Source organism: Niveispirillum sp. SYP-B3756 (assembly GCF_009495745.1).
Classification (GTDB): domain Bacteria; phylum Pseudomonadota; class Alphaproteobacteria; order Azospirillales; family Azospirillaceae; genus Niveispirillum.
Genome location: NZ_WIDQ01000005.1, coordinates 218,088 through 233,232, shown reverse-complemented (window position 1 = coordinate 233,232; position 15,145 = coordinate 218,088). Strand labels below are relative to the sequence as shown.

General features: G+C 61.3%; 13 protein-coding genes and 2 pseudogenes. 3 read left to right on the top strand and 12 right to left on the bottom strand.

Annotation, left to right across the window (positions count from 1 at the left end; translation table 11 throughout):
- The first annotated feature begins 47 nt into the window (after positions 1-47).
- Genes GE253_RS13250 through GE253_RS13240 form a run of 3 tightly spaced genes read left to right on the top strand, consistent with a single transcriptional unit; the run spans position 48 to position 4,445 of the window.
- The gene (locus GE253_RS13250) at positions 48-1,655 is read left to right on the top strand and encodes a carboxyl transferase domain-containing protein (RefSeq protein WP_153204595.1); all 1,608 of its coding nucleotides are present in this window, start codon (positions 48-50) and stop codon (positions 1,653-1,655) included.
- A 13-nt stretch (positions 1,656-1,668) separates the two neighbouring features.
- Positions 1,669-2,448 carry an enoyl-CoA hydratase/isomerase family protein gene (locus tag GE253_RS13245; RefSeq protein WP_153204594.1) on the top strand — a complete coding sequence of 260 codons (780 nt, stop codon included), beginning with the start codon at positions 1,669-1,671 and terminating at the stop codon, positions 2,446-2,448.
- A complete protein-coding gene (locus GE253_RS13240) occupies positions 2,445-4,445 on the top strand; it encodes an acetyl/propionyl/methylcrotonyl-CoA carboxylase subunit alpha (RefSeq protein ID WP_153204593.1) in 2,001 nt (666 codons plus the stop codon). The genes GE253_RS13245 and GE253_RS13240 overlap by 4 nt, the downstream gene beginning before the upstream one ends.
- Positions 4,446-4,507: 62 nt before the next feature.
- Here GE253_RS13240 and GE253_RS13235 read toward each other — a convergent pair.
- The 12 genes and pseudogenes from GE253_RS13235 to GE253_RS13185 form a co-directional block, all read right to left on the bottom strand.
- Positions 4,508-4,817: pseudogene (locus GE253_RS13235) on the bottom strand (transposase); the annotation flags it as partial.
- A 102-nt stretch (positions 4,818-4,919) separates the two neighbouring features.
- Positions 4,920-5,420, bottom strand: a complete 501-nt coding sequence (locus GE253_RS13230) for a hypothetical protein (RefSeq protein ID WP_153204592.1) — start codon at positions 5,418-5,420, stop codon at positions 4,920-4,922.
- Positions 5,420-5,665 carry a hypothetical protein gene (locus tag GE253_RS13225; RefSeq protein WP_153204591.1) on the bottom strand — a complete coding sequence of 82 codons (246 nt, stop codon included), beginning with the start codon at positions 5,663-5,665 and terminating at the stop codon, positions 5,420-5,422. The genes GE253_RS13230 and GE253_RS13225 overlap by 1 nt, the downstream gene beginning before the upstream one ends.
- A 306-nt stretch (positions 5,666-5,971) precedes the next feature.
- Complete coding sequence (locus GE253_RS13220) at positions 5,972-6,352, bottom strand: SMI1/KNR4 family protein (protein WP_153204590.1); 381 nt, start codon at positions 6,350-6,352, stop codon at positions 5,972-5,974.
- A 26-nt stretch (positions 6,353-6,378) separates the two neighbouring features.
- Positions 6,379-7,350: an RHS repeat-associated core domain-containing protein gene (locus GE253_RS26675; RefSeq protein ID WP_348770852.1), complete on the bottom strand. Its 972-nt coding sequence runs from the start codon at positions 7,348-7,350 to the stop codon at positions 6,379-6,381.
- Positions 7,327-7,653: pseudogene (locus GE253_RS26670) on the bottom strand (hypothetical protein); the annotation flags it as partial. The pseudogene GE253_RS26670 and the gene GE253_RS26675, both read right to left, overlap by 24 nt.
- A gap of 160 nt (positions 7,654-7,813) precedes the next feature.
- Positions 7,814-8,332 carry a hypothetical protein gene (locus GE253_RS13210; RefSeq protein ID WP_153204588.1) on the bottom strand — a complete coding sequence of 173 codons (519 nt, stop codon included), beginning with the start codon at positions 8,330-8,332 and terminating at the stop codon, positions 7,814-7,816.
- Positions 8,320-12,657: an RHS repeat-associated core domain-containing protein gene (locus GE253_RS13205; RefSeq protein ID WP_153204587.1), complete on the bottom strand. Its 4,338-nt coding sequence runs from the start codon at positions 12,655-12,657 to the stop codon at positions 8,320-8,322. Before GE253_RS13205 ends, GE253_RS13210 begins: the two co-directional genes overlap by 13 nt.
- 3 nt (positions 12,658-12,660) lie before the next feature.
- Positions 12,661-13,110: a DcrB-related protein gene (locus GE253_RS13200; protein ID WP_153204586.1), complete on the bottom strand. Its 450-nt coding sequence runs from the start codon at positions 13,108-13,110 to the stop codon at positions 12,661-12,663.
- Between the two features lie 37 nt (positions 13,111-13,147).
- The gene (locus tag GE253_RS13195) at positions 13,148-13,798 is read right to left on the bottom strand and encodes a hypothetical protein (protein ID WP_153204585.1); all 651 of its coding nucleotides are present in this window, start codon (positions 13,796-13,798) and stop codon (positions 13,148-13,150) included.
- Between the two features lie 252 nt (positions 13,799-14,050).
- Entirely contained in the window at positions 14,051-14,536 is a 486-nt protein-coding gene (locus GE253_RS13190) for a hypothetical protein (protein WP_211101441.1), read from the bottom strand.
- Between the two features lie 190 nt (positions 14,537-14,726).
- Positions 14,727-15,134 (bottom strand): hypothetical protein, encoded by a 408-nt coding sequence (locus tag GE253_RS13185; protein ID WP_153204583.1) that lies wholly within the window; start codon positions 15,132-15,134, stop codon positions 14,727-14,729.
- Positions 15,135-15,145 lie beyond the last annotated feature (11 nt).

Here is a 15,145-nt window from a genome sequence, read left to right as displayed (position 1 = left end):
AGGGTGACGGTGGGAAAAAGGCAAGCGCGGTCATTGCGAGGCCCCCCATGCCCATCCTCCCCACCGCTATCGATCCGCGCAGCCCGGCCTTTGCGGAAAACACCGCGTCCATGCGCGCCCAGGTGGATGATTTGCGTGCCAATGTCGCCCGCATCGCCCAGGGCGGGGGGGAGAAGGCGATGGCCAAGCATCTGGCACGTGGCAAGCTCTCCCCCCGCGACCGGGTGCGCACCTTGCTGGACCCCGGCACGCCGTTCCTGGAATTCAGCCAGTTGGCGGCCTACCAAGTTTATGCCGATGATGTGCCCGCCGCCGGTATCATCACCGGCATCGGGCGGGTCGCCGGCCAGGAATGCGTGATCGTCGCCAATGATGCCACCGTGAAGGGTGGCACCTATTATCCGCTGACGGTTAAAAAACACCTGCGCGCCCAGGATATCGCCCGGGAAAACAACCTGCCTTGCGTCTATCTGGTGGATAGCGGCGGGGCTAACCTGCCCAATCAGGATGAGGTATTTCCCGACCGCGACCATTTCGGTCGCATCTTCTATAATCAGGCCACCCTGTCGGCTAACGGCGTGCCGCAGATCGCCGTGGTGATGGGTTCCTGCACGGCGGGCGGGGCCTATGTGCCCGCCATGGCGGATGAAAGCATCATCGTGAAGAACCAGGGCACCATCTTTCTGGGCGGCCCGCCTTTGGTGAAGGCGGCGACGGGGGAGGTGGTGTCGGCAGAGGATTTGGGTGGCGGTGACGTTCACACCCGCATCTCCGGCGTGGCCGACCATCTGGCCAGCGATGATGGCCACGCGCTCGGCATCGCGCGACGCATTGTCGGCAACCTGAACCGGGTGAAGAACCCGGAGATAGATATCAGGCCGGTGCGCGAACCGCTTTATCCGGCGGATGACCTGTACGGCATCATCCCCACCGACACCCGCAAACCCTATGATGTACGGGAGATCATCGCCCGCATCATTGATGGATCGGAGCTGGATGAGTTCAAGGCGAACTATGGCACCACACTGGTCTGCGGCTTTGCCCGGTTATGGGGGATGCCGGTGGGCATCATCGCCAATAATGGCATCCTGTTCAGCGAAAGTGCGGTGAAGGGTGCCCATTTCATTGAACTGTGCTGCCAGCGCAAAATCCCTTTGCTGTTCTTGCAGAACATCACCGGCTTCATGGTGGGCCGGAAATATGAGAATGCCGGCATCGCCAAGGATGGCGCCAAGCTGGTGACGGCGGTGGCTTGCGCCAATGTGCCGAAACTGACGCTGATCATCGGCGGCAGTTTCGGGGCCGGCAATTACGGCATGTGCGGTCGTGCCTTCAACCCGCGCTTTTTGTTCATGTGGCCCAATGCCCGCATCTCCGTGATGGGGGGGGAGCAGGCGGCCAATGTGCTGGCCACCGTGCGCCGCGACGGGCTGGAGGCGCAGGGCAGGGACTGGAGTGCGGAGGATGAAGAGGCATTCAAATCCCCGATCCGGGAGCAATATGAACGCCAGGGCCACCCCTATTACGCCTCTGCCCGGCTGTGGGATGATGGCATCATCGACCCTGCCGACACCCGTAATGTGCTGGGCCTATCTTTGTCGGCGGCGCTGAACGCGCCCATTCCGCCGGCGAAATTCGGCGTGTTCCGGATGTGATGGGGGGAAAGCGATGAGCGATATCATTACATCCATCGATCCGTGCGGCGTGGTCACCGTCACGCTGAACCGACCGGAAATCCACAATGCCTTCAACGATACGGTCATTGCCGACCTGACCGGTATTTTCCAGCGGCTGGGCAATGATCCTGCCGTGCGCGTCATCGTGCTGCGCGGGGCGGGCAAGAGCTTTTCCGCCGGTGGCGACCTGAACTGGATGCGCCGGATGGCTAGCTATAGCCGGGAGGAAAATGTCGCCGACGCCATGGGCTTGGCGACCATGCTGCGCACCCTGAATGAATGCCCCAAGCCGACCCTGGCCGTGATCCACGGCCATTGCTTTGCCGGGGCGGTAGGGCTGGTGGCGGCTTGCGATATCGCAATCGCGGCGGATGCCGTGCAGTTCGCGCTGACGGAAGTACGTTTGGGCCTGATCCCCGCCACCATCGGCCCCTATGTGGTGGCCGCCATGGGGGCCAGGGCCTGCCGCCGCTATTTCCTCACCGCTGAACGGTTTGGGGCGGTGGAAGCCCATCAGTTGGGGCTGGTGCATGAGGTGGTGGGGCCCGACGATCTCGACGCTGCCACCAAACGTCACATTGCCAATCTGCTGGCTGGCGGGCCGTTGGCCCTGGCGGCTGCCAAGGGCCTGATCCGTGCAGTCGATGGTCCGGTGACCGATGCCATGGTGGCCGACACCGCCGCCCGCATCGCCGATGCCAGGGCGGGGGATGAAGGCCGCGAAGGACTGGCCAGTTTCTTTGACAAGCGCAAACCGGGATGGGTGAAATGAGCCGGATCACATCAGTTCTGATCGCCAACCGGGGTGAGATCGCCTGCCGGGTGATCCGCACCGCCCGCCGGCTGGGCCTGTCCACCGTGGCGGTTTATTCCAATGCGGATGCCGGTGCAATGCATGTGGCCATGGCCGACCGGGCGGTGCATATCGGCCCGGCCCCGGCGCGTGAAAGCTATCTGCTGGGTGATCGCATCATCGCGGCGGCCAAGGCGGCGGGGGCGGATGCCATCCATCCCGGTTACGGCTTCCTGTCGGAAAATGCTGCTTTTGCCGAGGCGGTGGCCGCTGCCGGGCTGGTCTTCATCGGCCCGCCGGCCAGCGCCATCCGCGCCATGGGCGGGAAGTCAGAGGCCAAGGCCCTGATGGAAGGGGCCGGCGTGCCCTTGGTTCCCGGTTATCATGGCGTTGACCAGGATGAAGCCCTGCTGGCGGCAGAGGCGGCGCGCATCGGCTTCCCCGTGCTGATCAAGGCGTCGGCCGGCGGCGGCGGCAAGGGCATGAAGGTGGCGGAATCAGCGGCGGAATTTCCGGCGGCGCTGGCGTCGGCCAAGCGGGAGGCCAAGGCCAGTTTCGGTGACGACCGGGTGCTGATCGAAAAATATCTGGCCCGCCCGCGCCATGTGGAAATCCAGGTCTTCGCCGACAGTCAGGGTGATTGCGTCTATCTATTCGAGCGCGACTGTTCCATCCAGCGCCGGCACCAGAAGGTGGTGGAGGAAGCGCCGGCCCCTGGTATGGACCCCGCCATCCGCGCCCGCATGGGGGCGGCGGCGGTGGCGGCGGCCCAGGCCATCGGCTATGTCGGCGCCGGCACGGTGGAGTTCTTGCTGGATAGCGATAGTTCCTTTTACTTCATGGAGATGAACACCCGTCTTCAAGTGGAACATCCGGTAACGGAGGCCATTACCGGCCAGGATCTGGTGGAATGGCAATTGCGGGTGGCGGCAGGCGAGCCATTGCCGCTGCGCCAGGACCAACTGGCGATCAACGGCCATGCCGTTGAGGTGCGGCTTTACGCCGAAGACCCGGCCAAGGGCTTCCTGCCGCAGACGGGCCGGCTGAGCCATCTGCGCTTCCCCGAAGCGGGGCCGCATGTGCGGGTGGATACGGGCGTGCAGGCGGGTGATACCATTTCCATCCATTACGACCCGATGATCGCCAAGCTGATCGTCTGGGACCGCGACCGCGCGTCCGCCGTTCAGCGGCTGCGCCGGGCGCTGGCGGCAACGGAAATTGGCGGGTTGAACGCCAATGTGCCCTTCCTGTCCGCCATTGCGGCCCATCCGGGCTTTCTGGCGGCGGATCTGGATACGCGGTTTATTGATCGCTATGGCGCGGACCTACTGCCACCTCACGCGGCCCCGGCGGCGGATGTTCTGGCACTGGCCAGCCTGGGGCTGGTTCTTTCCCGCCGCAAACCGGGCGCTGCCGATCCTTGGGGCGCTGTGGGTGGTTTCCTGCTGAACTTGCCAGCGCAGGACCGGCTGGAATGGTACGAACCGGGGGAAGGGACAGCGAAAATCCCTGTCACTGTCACCTGGGCGCGCGATGGCTTCGCCATCCAGGCCGCTGGGCGGGAACTGCTGCTGTGCGATGCCACGTTGGCCGCAGACGGCACCCTGTCCGCGCAATTGGACGGCCAGCGCTTGACCGCGCGCTGGGTACGGGAGGGGGAGGGCGTGACCCTGTTCCATGCCGGCGGCACCCACCGGCTGCTGTTGGTTGATCCCCATACCGGCAGCCATGGTGATGCCGGCAGCCATGGCCACCTGACCGCCCCGATGCCGGGCAAGGTGATCGCCCTGCTAGTGGAAGAAGGGGCCGCTGTCACCAAGGGGCAGCCGGTCATCGTGCTGGAAGCGATGAAGATGGAACATACGCTGAAGGCCCCCTCTGACGGCACGGTAACGCATCTGCGCTATCAGGTCGGTGATCAGGTGGCGGAAGGTGTGGAACTGGTGGGATTTGAGGCTGCGCGGATCGGGTCTTGAGTGGTGATGCAACCCTCGTTCGGGACTATTAGGAATTTCGTGCTTGGCCGGGCGGATTCAAATCAGGCGTTCATCGCCTTTGTGAACCTGTCACCGAACAGGACAGCCATTTGGGCCTTGGCCGCCGTCCATTTACGGGCGGGCATTTTCCACTCTTTTTCGGCCTTGTTTCCAAGACCAGGAACAGCAGTTTCAGCGCGGCCTCGTCATTGGGAAAATGGCTACTGGTGCGGACGGCGCGGCGGAGCTTTGAATTCAGGGCCTCGATGGCGTTTGTTGTATAGAGTATGTGTATGGCCTCGCGGGGAAAGGCAAAAACGGAATGACCTCCTGCCAAACCCAGCGCCAGGCTTTGCCGATAGTTTCATATTTTCCAGGAAAGCCAGATAGCGATAGAGGCGAACCTCGCGCTCGGCATCCTCAATCGCCACCAGCGCGTCGGTACCATCATAGCCATTTGATGCGTTAGTTGAGCTATTTGATTGCTGGAGTAATTACGGATAAAGATACAAGATCGACTCTCTCATCATTGTTAATCTGAATATGTAGAACATCATCCCCAATCATATATTTTATCCACATTGGAGAATTTTTATTTAGTAACTTAACGTAATTTCCGCCACCAGTAGAATATGGCTCTCCCATTTTTTTCAATACATCGTCCTTCGTGTCTCCAAAATTTAAACCATGTGGCATTTCCTCAGAGTATTTTGCATGTTCTTCATATCCTTCCGAATAAAAATGTATACCGTCAACATACAGGACAGTCTCATCTCCGGGTTTATAATAATTTATCACCCAAGGAGCTTCTTTTAACATTATGGTTAGGCCGATATTCTTAAAGTTTATAAATCCTGAATGTGCAGATTTATTCACCACATCATCTGAGATGTTCGCTAAGGCAATGACTTCTGGATCCGTTACAGGCTTCCTTAGTAGTTTACTCATCCGGCCAAATCGGAAATCAACGTTCATTACAATCCTCCAGAGAGTTCTCGAATTTGCGCGGCTGCCGCCTCCGCCGCCGCTTTATTCTCGAAACTTGCACCATCAATCATCGCTTGGGAATCCCGATAAGCAGCGCCTTGTGGATTCAGTGCATCGGCCTGGATTTGGGACGGTGTGTTTCGACGGCCAAACGTTGGGCTTTGTTGGCGATGCCAATGCGGATCGGGGCTGGGGGCATCGGGCGCGTGGGTGGCGCTTTCGCCCAGCAGCACGTCGCCATCCCAGAGGAAATCCGTGCGCTGCCGACCAGACCCGGCGCATCGCCGCCGGGGGAGGGCGCGTCGTCATTGGCGATGACGGGGGGCAGGTGAGCGGTCTGTTTCCACGGCCGCCGCCCGAACGCATCATAGCCATAGCGGGCCAGGGTGCGGCACCGCCGATCCTGCCGATCCACCGCCACCAAGCGGTTTCGGGGCGCTATCGCCTCCGAGAAAATTACACTTCCTCTAGCCTCAATATGAACTCCTTAAAGGATCCACATAAATGGCGGATGGTTTTTTTTTGGTTTTCTATGTTCGTTAGTTCGGATTTCCAAGAATCTGTGGAAAAAAAATCACAGAACCGTTGGGGGTTATGCAAAAAAAATTCCCACCCCAATCTTTGGCGAATGGAATTAGGTCGCTCGGGAAAACACCCTTTTTCCGCATTTTTTGACACGTGTTTTCTATATTTCTTCCATCTGATGTTTTGTCCTTTATTGGTAGAAATTGACTTATCTCGTATGCATCATAATTAGGATCATCGGGTTCAAAACAAGAAAGATTTGGTGTGCCGCCATTGTGTTTTAGGTAAAATTTCTTAAAATACTCTGGTAACGGAAATTTCAATTCTATTTCTAACAATCGCATATCTTCTTCAGAAAGGGGGTGGTGAGTTTTGGAGAGAGATAACTCAGTCATCAGTTTCTCCTAAGTTACAGGGGGCATCATCTTGGAGGCCGGCCTTTCAGCCATCCGTTCTCATCGGCGATATTAACAGCGTCGCGGGTGTCGTATTCGACGCCGAAGTGCTTCTCAAACTGCGAAACTGAACCGCTGTGTGTGAATGTAGCTTCATGTGCTGATGTCTTGACAAGCTGCATAGTAGTTTTCCCGGTCACCGGATCAAAATCATCCAGATGGTGCCAGGTGTAATCAGACGCATCTGCTCTAGGAATATTAGATTCAGTAAATGCCTGTGTGAAATCTCGGCCTCTGGCACCCTGCATATTAATCTGAACTATATTGCGCTGATCCCCTGTCGTAGGAAATAGGTCTGGGCTTCCTTTGAAGTCTACCCCTGGATAGTTGGACAGACCCAGCGGATCGACCCATTCTACCGGATTGGGCGCGTAAGCCGCAAGGTTGCTGCCGCCGGCCAGGCGGATCGGGTCTTGGCTGGTGAAGCAGCCCTCGTTGGGGGCGTAGTAGCGGTGGCGGTTATAGTGCAAGCCAGTTTCAGCGTCGTGATACTGGCCCTGGAAGCGCAGCGGGTTTTCGACATCCGCCACATGCAGCTTCGCCAAGGCCCCCCAGGCGCGGTATTCCGCCTGCCAGACCAGCTCGCCATTATCGTTGGTCAGTTCCTGCGGCGTGCCCAGATGGTCCAGGTGGTAGTGATAGACTTGTGGCCTCTGATCCGCCCCGGCGCTGCGGCGCAGTTGGGCCAGCGGGTCGGGGCTGAGGGCATCGGGCGCGTAGGTGGCGCTTTCGCCCAGAAGCACATCGCCATCCCAGAGGAAATCCGTGCGCTGCCAGATCAGACCCGGCGCATCGCCGGCGGGGGCGGGGGAGGGAGCATCATCATTGGCGCTGGCGGGGGGCAGATGGGTGGTCTGTTTCCACAGCCGCCGCCCGAACGCATCATAGCCATAACGGGCCAGGGTGCGGCCCCGCCGGTCCTGCCGTTCCACCGCCATCAGGCGGTTGCTGGCATCGTACCGGTAGGTGAGAGAGACCGCCCCGCCGGCGGCCCGCCATTCCCGCACCCGGTTGCCCCAGGCATCATACTGGAACTTGGCATCGCCATGCACCAGCAGCCGGTCGCCCTTGGCCTCTCCACCCCAGAAGCCGGCATCGGCACCCGAGGCCAGGATATTACCGGCGGGATCGGGAACGAAACTTTCCGGGTTGGTGCCTTCCACGGCCAGCAGCCGGTCGCAGGCATCATAGCGATAGCGCCGCACCCCGCGCTTGGCATCCTCAATCGCCACCAGCGCGTCGGCACCATCATAGCCATAGGCGCGGCTGAAGCTGACGGCACCGCCACGTCGCCCCCCCCTTCCTGACGGGGCAACCGGCCCTGCGGGTCAAAACCCCGGCACTGGATAGGCTGCCGGTTTGACAGCGACCGTCAGGTAATTACTTGATAAGCACCTGTGTTTATAAATCTATAACGCGCATTGGAGATCCGGTTTCTCCAGTAACTTTTGGAAGATCGCTTTCTTTCTTAAATGAGAAAATATAACCAGCTTTCTTTATGTGGCCGTTTTCATCATCTATACGGTATCCATGTATATTGACGCCGTAATATCCCTTTTCGATATTTATTCGAACCCCATCTTCAGATTCATTGCTCCAATGCATGATGCTATATAGATCGTATATGCAAGCGAATTCTTCAATGTGAAGCGGGTATGTGCCATTCGAAAAAATAATGAAAGATTCTTCTGGGCAATTCTCGTTGTCCATTTTAATGATAATATCATATCCCATATCATCTATAGCAAGAACTGGAACAATAAGTCCGTTTTTTAAGGCGTCGTCTCCCTCATCTGAGGTCATGAATCTATTTAGTAAATCATCACCGTCTTTAATTTTGCTTCCGTAAAATCTTTTTACGACATTCTTGTCGAAAATAACAATTCCGTTTTCTTCAACAGTGAAATCTAAAACTTGCATCCTTTTGCTCCTGTAATTGATGAATTTTTTGTTTTCTCATTGTGCCATTCCATCAGCTTATCATAAGCTTGTTCGGGGGTTACGTCACGCGCAAGAATTTCCCCGGTGCGCGGAACCTTAAGATCGCCCCGGATTTCTGCGACGTCGCCGAGGCCCTTCCTTGATGCTTCGAGCAATTCGTCAGGCGTTCCTGCCCATGTCCCTTGACGTCCGCCCACATAGGGATCTTGTGCACGGTGAATCGCCTCGTGCATCCCGGGCTCATAATTGCTGGGGAAGAAAGTTGGGGTGTCTTTTGCGGTCCCGAGATGGGTGAGGCCTGCTGAGTTTGCTTTGTTTCGGTAAACGAGATGGTGCCCCATTCCGTTGGGATTCCATGCCCACGGCATTAACCCCAGCGGGTCGATCCACTGGACTGGATTTGTGGTGTACGCCGCAAGGTTGCTGCCGCCGGCCAGCCGGATCGGGTCTTGGGTGGTGAAGCAGCCCTCGTTGGGGGCGTAGTAGCGGTGGCGGTTATAGTGCAGGCCGGTTTCAGGGTCATGGTACTGGCCCTGGAAGCGCAGCGGGTTTTCGACATCCGCCACATGCAGCTTCGCCAAGGCCCCCCAGGCGCGGTATTCCGCCTGCCAGACCAACTCGCCATTATCGTTGGTCAGTTCCTGCGGCGTGCCCAGATGGTCCAGGTGGTAATGATAGACCTGTGGCCGCTGATCCGCTCCGCCGCTGCGGCGCAGTTGGGCCAGCGGGCGGAAGCTGCCGGGCTCGTGCAGATAGACAACGGCCAGCGGATCGGGGCTGGGAGCATCGGGGGCGTGGGTGGCGCTTTCGCCCAGAAGCACATCGCCATCCCAGAGGAAATCCGTGCGCTGCCAGACCAGATCCGGCGCTTCGCCGGCGGGGGAGGGCGCGTCATCATTGGCGCTGGCGGGGGGCAGATGGGTGGTCTGTTTCCACAGCCGGCGCCCGAACGCATCATAGCCATAGCGGGCCAGGGTGCGGCCCCGCCGATCCTGCCGCTCCACCGCCACCAGGCGGTTGCTGGCATCGTATCGGTAGGTCAGCGATACCGCCCCGCCGGCGGCCCGCCATTCCTGCACCCGGTTACCCCAGGCATCATACTGGAACTTGGCATCGCCATGCACCAGCAGCCGGTCGCCCTTGGCCTCCCCACCCCAGAAACCGGCATCGGCACCCGAGGCCAGGATATTGCCGGCGGGATCGGGAACGAAACTTTCCGGGTTGGTGCCTTCCACGGCCAACAACCGGTCGCAGGCATCGTAGCGATAGCGCCGAACCCCGCGCTTGGCATCCTCAATGGCTACCAGCGCGTCGGCACCATCATAGCCATAGGCCCGGCTGAAGCTGACAGCACCGCCGCGCCGCACCCCTTCCTGGCGGATCAGCCTGCCTTGCGGGTCAAAATCCTGGCGCTGGAAGATGCTGCCGGCTTGGCGACCGATCTCCCGGCCCGCCGCGTCGCGCTGGAAACGGGCAATCTCCCGCCCGTCACAGCCCACGGCAGACGGCAGCCCATCGTCACCCCAGGCCAATTCCACCCGCCGCCCATCGGGCAGCAGCGTGGCCATGCGGCCGCCGCGCGCATCATGCAGATGGCGGATTTCCAGGCCGCCCTGGCGTTCCACCGCCAGCCGACCATCAGTATCATAGGCGAACAGGTTGGCATGGCCCGGCGTTTCCGCCGCCAGCAATCGGCCCACCACATCATACCGGTAATGGTGGGCACGACCGTCGGCGAACTGTGCCTCCACCAGCCGGCCCAGCACATCACGGCTGAACAGGGTGGCGCGGCCCTGGTCGGTGCTTTCCACCACAAAGCCGGCGGCATCGCGCCGGTACTGGATCAGCCGCCCGTCAAACCCGGTTTCCGCCACCAGCCGCCCAGCCGGATCATAATCCAGCCGATAGCGTTCGCCCTTGGCGTTGGTCAGGCCGATCAGGTTCAGTTCGCTATCGTAGTGATACTGGAAGCGCGAGCCATCGGCGGCAGTACGTTCCAGCGGATAGGGCAACCCGTCGTAACGCCAGCGCGTCACCCGCCCCAGCGGGTCTTTATGGCGGGTTACACGGTCTTCGGCGTCATAGTCCAACTCCACCTTGCCGCCATCGGGGCGGTGGATGGTGATGGGGTTGCCATTTTCATCCCGGCTGAGGCGCAGCGGCGCATCGGTGCCGCGCTGGACGGAGATAACGCGGCCCAACGCATCATGATCATATTGCCGATAGGGGCCCTTCTCCGTCGCTTCCGCCAGCAGGTCGCCACCGGCGGACCAGGTGAAGCGCTGGATGGTACCCAACGCATCGTGCAGGGCCAGCGGCAGGCCGCGCCCATCGCGCAGATAGGAGGTCGGCTGGCCGGAGGGGGAAATATGCTGGGCCAGATTGCCGCGCGGATCATAGGTGAAGCGATGGGTGGCCCCATCGGGCTCCACCACCTGTGCCGGGCGGCCCAGATTGGGCCGGGTCAGGTCGCCATCCACGGGCACGCCGTAGCCGAGCTTCAGCACCGCCCCATCGGGGGTGACGCGTTCCACCAGCCGGCCCAACTCATCATAGGTCAGGCGCAGAATAGCCCCATCGGGGCCTGTGATGGATACCAGCCGGCCCGCCTGATCGAACTCCCGCTTGGTGATTTGGCCCAGCGGGTCGGTCTCTTCATCAATCAGGTGCAGCGGGTTCCAGCGATACAGGCTTTTCGCCCCGCGCCCGGTGACCACTTCGGTGGTGCGGGCGCTGATGTCATAGCTGAGTTTGGCGTGGTAAAGCCCGTTGGTGCCCCAGGTTTCCACACAGCGGGCGGCACGGCCCCGCGCCACATCATCCCAGACGAAATGGAAGGCAAGACCGCCGCGCCGAACCTCTTCCACCAGCAGGTGGTTTTCGTAACGATAGTGCCATTCATGGCCGCGCGCATCGGCGGCGGCCACCATGTCTCCAGCCGCGTCATAGCGGAAGCTGACCAGCCGCAGCCGCCGGGGCTGGCCATCCGCATCCGGTCCCTCCGGGTGGGGTGCGTCGATGGCGGTGATGCGGCTTGCATCGTCGGTTTCGACCGTATAGTCGCGCCCGGCACTGTCGATGATGCCCAGCAGGCGGCCCTGGTCGCCGCGTGACAGGCGGATGGCGTTGCCATTGGCATCCGCCACGCCCACCAGCCGGTGCAGGCCACCGGCATCCGCCGGCCCGAACGCCATGCGCGTGCCCTGATAGTCGGTCAGCCAATAATCCAGGCCATCTGTCTGTAAAAGCAGCTTTTCAACGCTGTTCAGCGCCGGGCGACCGGGGGCGGGATCATGGAAGAAGGCGAGCCTGCCATCGCTCAGCCGCGCAGCCCAGCCACCACCCGCCACCCAGCGATACAGCGCCATGTCGAACGGGTGGTGCCAGCCGGACCCCAATTCCCCCTGATGGGTGGAACTGGACATCCAGACCCGCCCCCAGACCAGCGGGATGGGGCCCGCCACCTCAAAATCCAGGGCCTCGGTGAACAGTTCCCCGCTGGCCACGTCGACGGGGTGGCCGGCAGTCATGCGGTTGCCCAGGCCACCGCCGACGAAACCGCCGATGGAGCCGCCCAAAGCCTCCCCGATGATGCGACCGCGCTCGCCCCAATAGGCTTGGCCGACCGCACCACCGACTTTGCCGCCGGCCATCCCCCCGGCCATGCCGCCCACGACCGTGCCGCCGAAGCGTGCCAGCCCGCAGAGGCCGCGCGCCAGAAAAGCGGCACCGGCCCCCGCCCCCAGCCCCATCAGCGAGCCGGCAATGACCAGGAAATTGGCGGTATCCACCATCCATTCCGGCACTTCGCTATCGATGGGCAGGTAATTGCCCGGCTCCCGTCCGATGAACACATCGGGGGAGCCGGCGGCAATCACCCCATCGCATTCCAGCTTGTCCTTGATGCGGGCGGCGGGCTGGCCATTGATGACGACGGTACGGCTGCCCTGGGCAATGCGTTGCGGTGTCGGGCCATGGTCGGAACATTTGCCCTTGTCTTCAATGGCGCGGGCGGCCCGCTTGCCATTGATGATCACATTATCCGAACAGGTGGGGGCGATTTCGCCCGCCGCATGGGTGAAGGTGCTGCCCAACGCCTGGCCCAGCAGGGCCCCCGAACCCGTGGAGGCCATGATGCCACCCACGGCCCCGACAACGGCCAGGGCCGCACCACCGGTACCCACCACGGCAACCACAGCGACCGCCGCCGCCAGACCGATGGCGGCACCGACCAGGAAGCCGGCCAGCGCGCTGCTATGCTCGATCGGGTCGCCTTCGCGGGCGGCGTTGAACTCGCCATCCATGGTTCAGGCCGCCGCGCCCGGGGCTGGCCAGGTGAAGCTGTTCAGCATAGCCAGGAACTGCTGATCACAGGCGGCAAAGCGTTCCGCCGGGGCGGTATTGACGATGGAGATCAGGCGTCCATCCGGCAGTTGCGCGTAAAGCTGGCGCTGTTTCACCATGCCGGCCCCGGAATTCCACTGGAACAGCACTTCCACCGCCTGCCGTCCCGACAGCATCACGTCGCGCCGTAATTCCAACTGAAAGCCCTGGGCACGCGACGACAGGTCCGCCATCTGCCGGTTGACATAGGCCCCCAACGCCTCCCCCGGACGCGGCCGGTCATAGGCCACCATGATATTGGGGGCGACCGGGCCGCTATTATCCGAGGGGCCCGCCCAGGCGATCATCGACCGGTCGGTCCAGTCATCCGGCAACTGGAAGCTGAAATCGCGGGTGCGGCAGGTCTGCGACATGGGATGTCCTGACAGGATGGGGCGGAGAGGGGGGTGATCAACCCGGCTGGCGCAGGGTGCGGGCCACGGAAACGGCCTGATCGATCTTCTGGTTCCCGGTGGCGGGGGCGGCGGCCAGAAGATCGTCGGCCTTGGGCAGTTCCCCTGCCATGGCCTTTGTCGCCAGGGCTGAAGCGGCCTGCCCGGCAGGGCCGGTGGTGGTGGCGCTGCCGGGCATCATGCCCTGCAGGCTGGAGAGGGCATTCTGGCCGGCCGGCGCGAAGCGCTGTGCCACGGCGTCCAGATCGGCGGAGGTGGGCAGGTTACCGGGCAGGGCACCAGACTCCCCACCTGCCATCCCCGGCAGGGTGTTCCCCAGGGCGGAAGCCGCTTGTGCCATGCCGCCTTGCAGCAGACCACTGGCCGCCTGCATCCCTGGCACGGCGTTGCCCAAGGCGGATGCCGCCTGTGCCATACCGGCATTCAGGGCGCTGGCGGCACCGGCCTGCGGTCCACCAGCGGCCAGCGATTGGGCCATTTGCAGCGCCGGGTTGAGCAATTGTCCGGCTGGCCCCGGCAGCGCCTGGGCTGCCATCTTGGCCATTTCCGCCAGCGCACCCGGGGTTTGCAGGTTGAAGGGGGTGAAGGGGGGGATGCCCAAGCCGGAGCCAATGGCGCCCGGCTGGAACAGGGTGGCGAAGACCGACATCTGCTGAACCTCTTCTGCAAGACGGGACAGCCTGCGAGACGTGATTTCAGGAGCGGGTCACGCTGGCTGATGACCCTGACTTCCCGTGACAGGCGATCATTGCTGCCTTTCTCTCTACCTTAAACGCGGTCGGGTGCTGACCGTTCTAACGGCGAGCCCTGGGGCGAAAGGGGGGTATCTCTGATTGGTAAAGCCACGCTGTGGACTGAACAGCTTTGGTGCCGGTCATGGTTTGCCCGGCCCCCGCCAGTATCAGGGCGTGCTTTTGGTGTTCCCTGTCAGTTCAAAGGTTTCCGCCGCGACCAGGAAATGCTGTTCGACCTGGGGATAGGTTTCCGCATCGCTGAAGCAATGAAGAATGTAGATGTAATCATCCTTCTGGAATGTGCGGATGCGGAACAGAACAGGGCGGCCCTTCACCATCTTGCGCGCCTTTACATCGGCATTGCGCCCCGTGGCGGCCGGGATGATGCGGTTGGCCAGGATCTGATAATCATTGGCCTTCAACCATTCATGCAGCCAGTCGGCGGGTACGACCGGCCGTTCGGTCTTGAGCGCCAAAATCTCCACCAGGCTTGTGTCGCCCCTGTCACCATAGGCAATCAGCAACTGCGGCTTGCCATTGGGGGCGGTTGGCCGCCCTTCCTTTTCAAACCAGAGCCAGTCCTTGGGCATCAGGATATTGAAGGCGAAAGGCGGGTGGGGGCTGGGAAAGTCCTGCAAAATATAGGACCGCATGATCTCTTCCTTGCTCGCCGTTACACGGGTCTGCAAAGCGGATGTGCTGTCCGTCGCCATGCCTGCCCCCGCCGGGGCCATCACCGCAAGACAGAGAAAACCACAGGCAAGAAGATGGGTAAGGGGGGATCTCATAGGTGCCCTCGTCTCAAAGGCCGTTCAGGATTGATCCCGTGGCCCGAATTTCGGGTTATGTGGCCAGAATGGCGTAAAGCAGGCCGAAGCTGGCCAGCATCAACATGCTGGTGGCGAACAGGTCGGCCCCACGCCCTGTGGCATGGATATGGGCGATATCCGCCCGGCTGTAGGGGACCAGCCAGAGCCGGTATATGGCGGGCACCGCGTCGGGAAAAGGCTCAAACTGAGCCACCTTCTTCAATACGAAGGAGAGATACCAGCGGATGAAAAGGCAGAAGAGCAACCAGGCCGGCAGCCCCAGAGCGATGCGATAAACGTTCAGCACCGTACCGCTCATTTCCCGGCCCCGGCCTTCCAGCAGGAAGCCGATGCCAATGATCACACCCAGAAATCCGGCGAGGATGGCGACGGTCAGGGCCAGTTGCCGACCCGCCGGCAAGGCCATCACCAGGCGCCCCATCGGGCTTAACC

Excerpts from the sequence above, each read along its gene's own strand:
- GE253_RS13185 (WP_153204583.1), bottom strand. The coding sequence starts at position 15,134 with ATGGGGCGCCTGGTGATGGCCTTGCCGGCGGGTCGGCAACTGGCCCTG.
- GE253_RS13240 (WP_153204593.1), top strand. The coding sequence starts at position 2,445 with ATGAGCCGGATCACATCAGTTCTGATCGCCAACCGGGGTGAGATCGCC.
- GE253_RS13250 (WP_153204595.1), top strand. The coding sequence starts at position 48 with ATGCCCATCCTCCCCACCGCTATCGATCCGCGCAGCCCGGCCTTTGCG.
- GE253_RS26675 (WP_348770852.1), bottom strand. The coding sequence starts at position 7,350 with ATGGCGGTGGAACGGCAGGACCGGCGGGGCCGCACCCTGGCCCGTTAT.
- GE253_RS13205 (WP_153204587.1), bottom strand. The coding sequence starts at position 12,657 with ATGGATGGCGAGTTCAACGCCGCCCGCGAAGGCGACCCGATCGAGCAT.
- GE253_RS13230 (WP_153204592.1), bottom strand. The coding sequence starts at position 5,420 with ATGAACGTTGATTTCCGATTTGGCCGGATGAGTAAACTACTAAGGAAG.
- GE253_RS13210 (WP_153204588.1), bottom strand. The coding sequence starts at position 8,332 with ATGCAAGTTTTAGATTTCACTGTTGAAGAAAACGGAATTGTTATTTTC.
- GE253_RS13195 (WP_153204585.1), bottom strand. The coding sequence starts at position 13,798 with ATGTCGGTCTTCGCCACCCTGTTCCAGCCGGGCGCCATTGGCTCCGGC.
- GE253_RS13190 (WP_211101441.1), bottom strand. The coding sequence starts at position 14,536 with ATGCGGTCCTATATTTTGCAGGACTTTCCCAGCCCCCACCCGCCTTTC.
- GE253_RS13220 (WP_153204590.1), bottom strand. The coding sequence starts at position 6,352 with ATGACTGAGTTATCTCTCTCCAAAACTCACCACCCCCTTTCTGAAGAA.
- GE253_RS13200 (WP_153204586.1), bottom strand. The coding sequence starts at position 13,110 with ATGTCGCAGACCTGCCGCACCCGCGATTTCAGCTTCCAGTTGCCGGAT.
- GE253_RS13245 (WP_153204594.1), top strand. The coding sequence starts at position 1,669 with ATGAGCGATATCATTACATCCATCGATCCGTGCGGCGTGGTCACCGTC.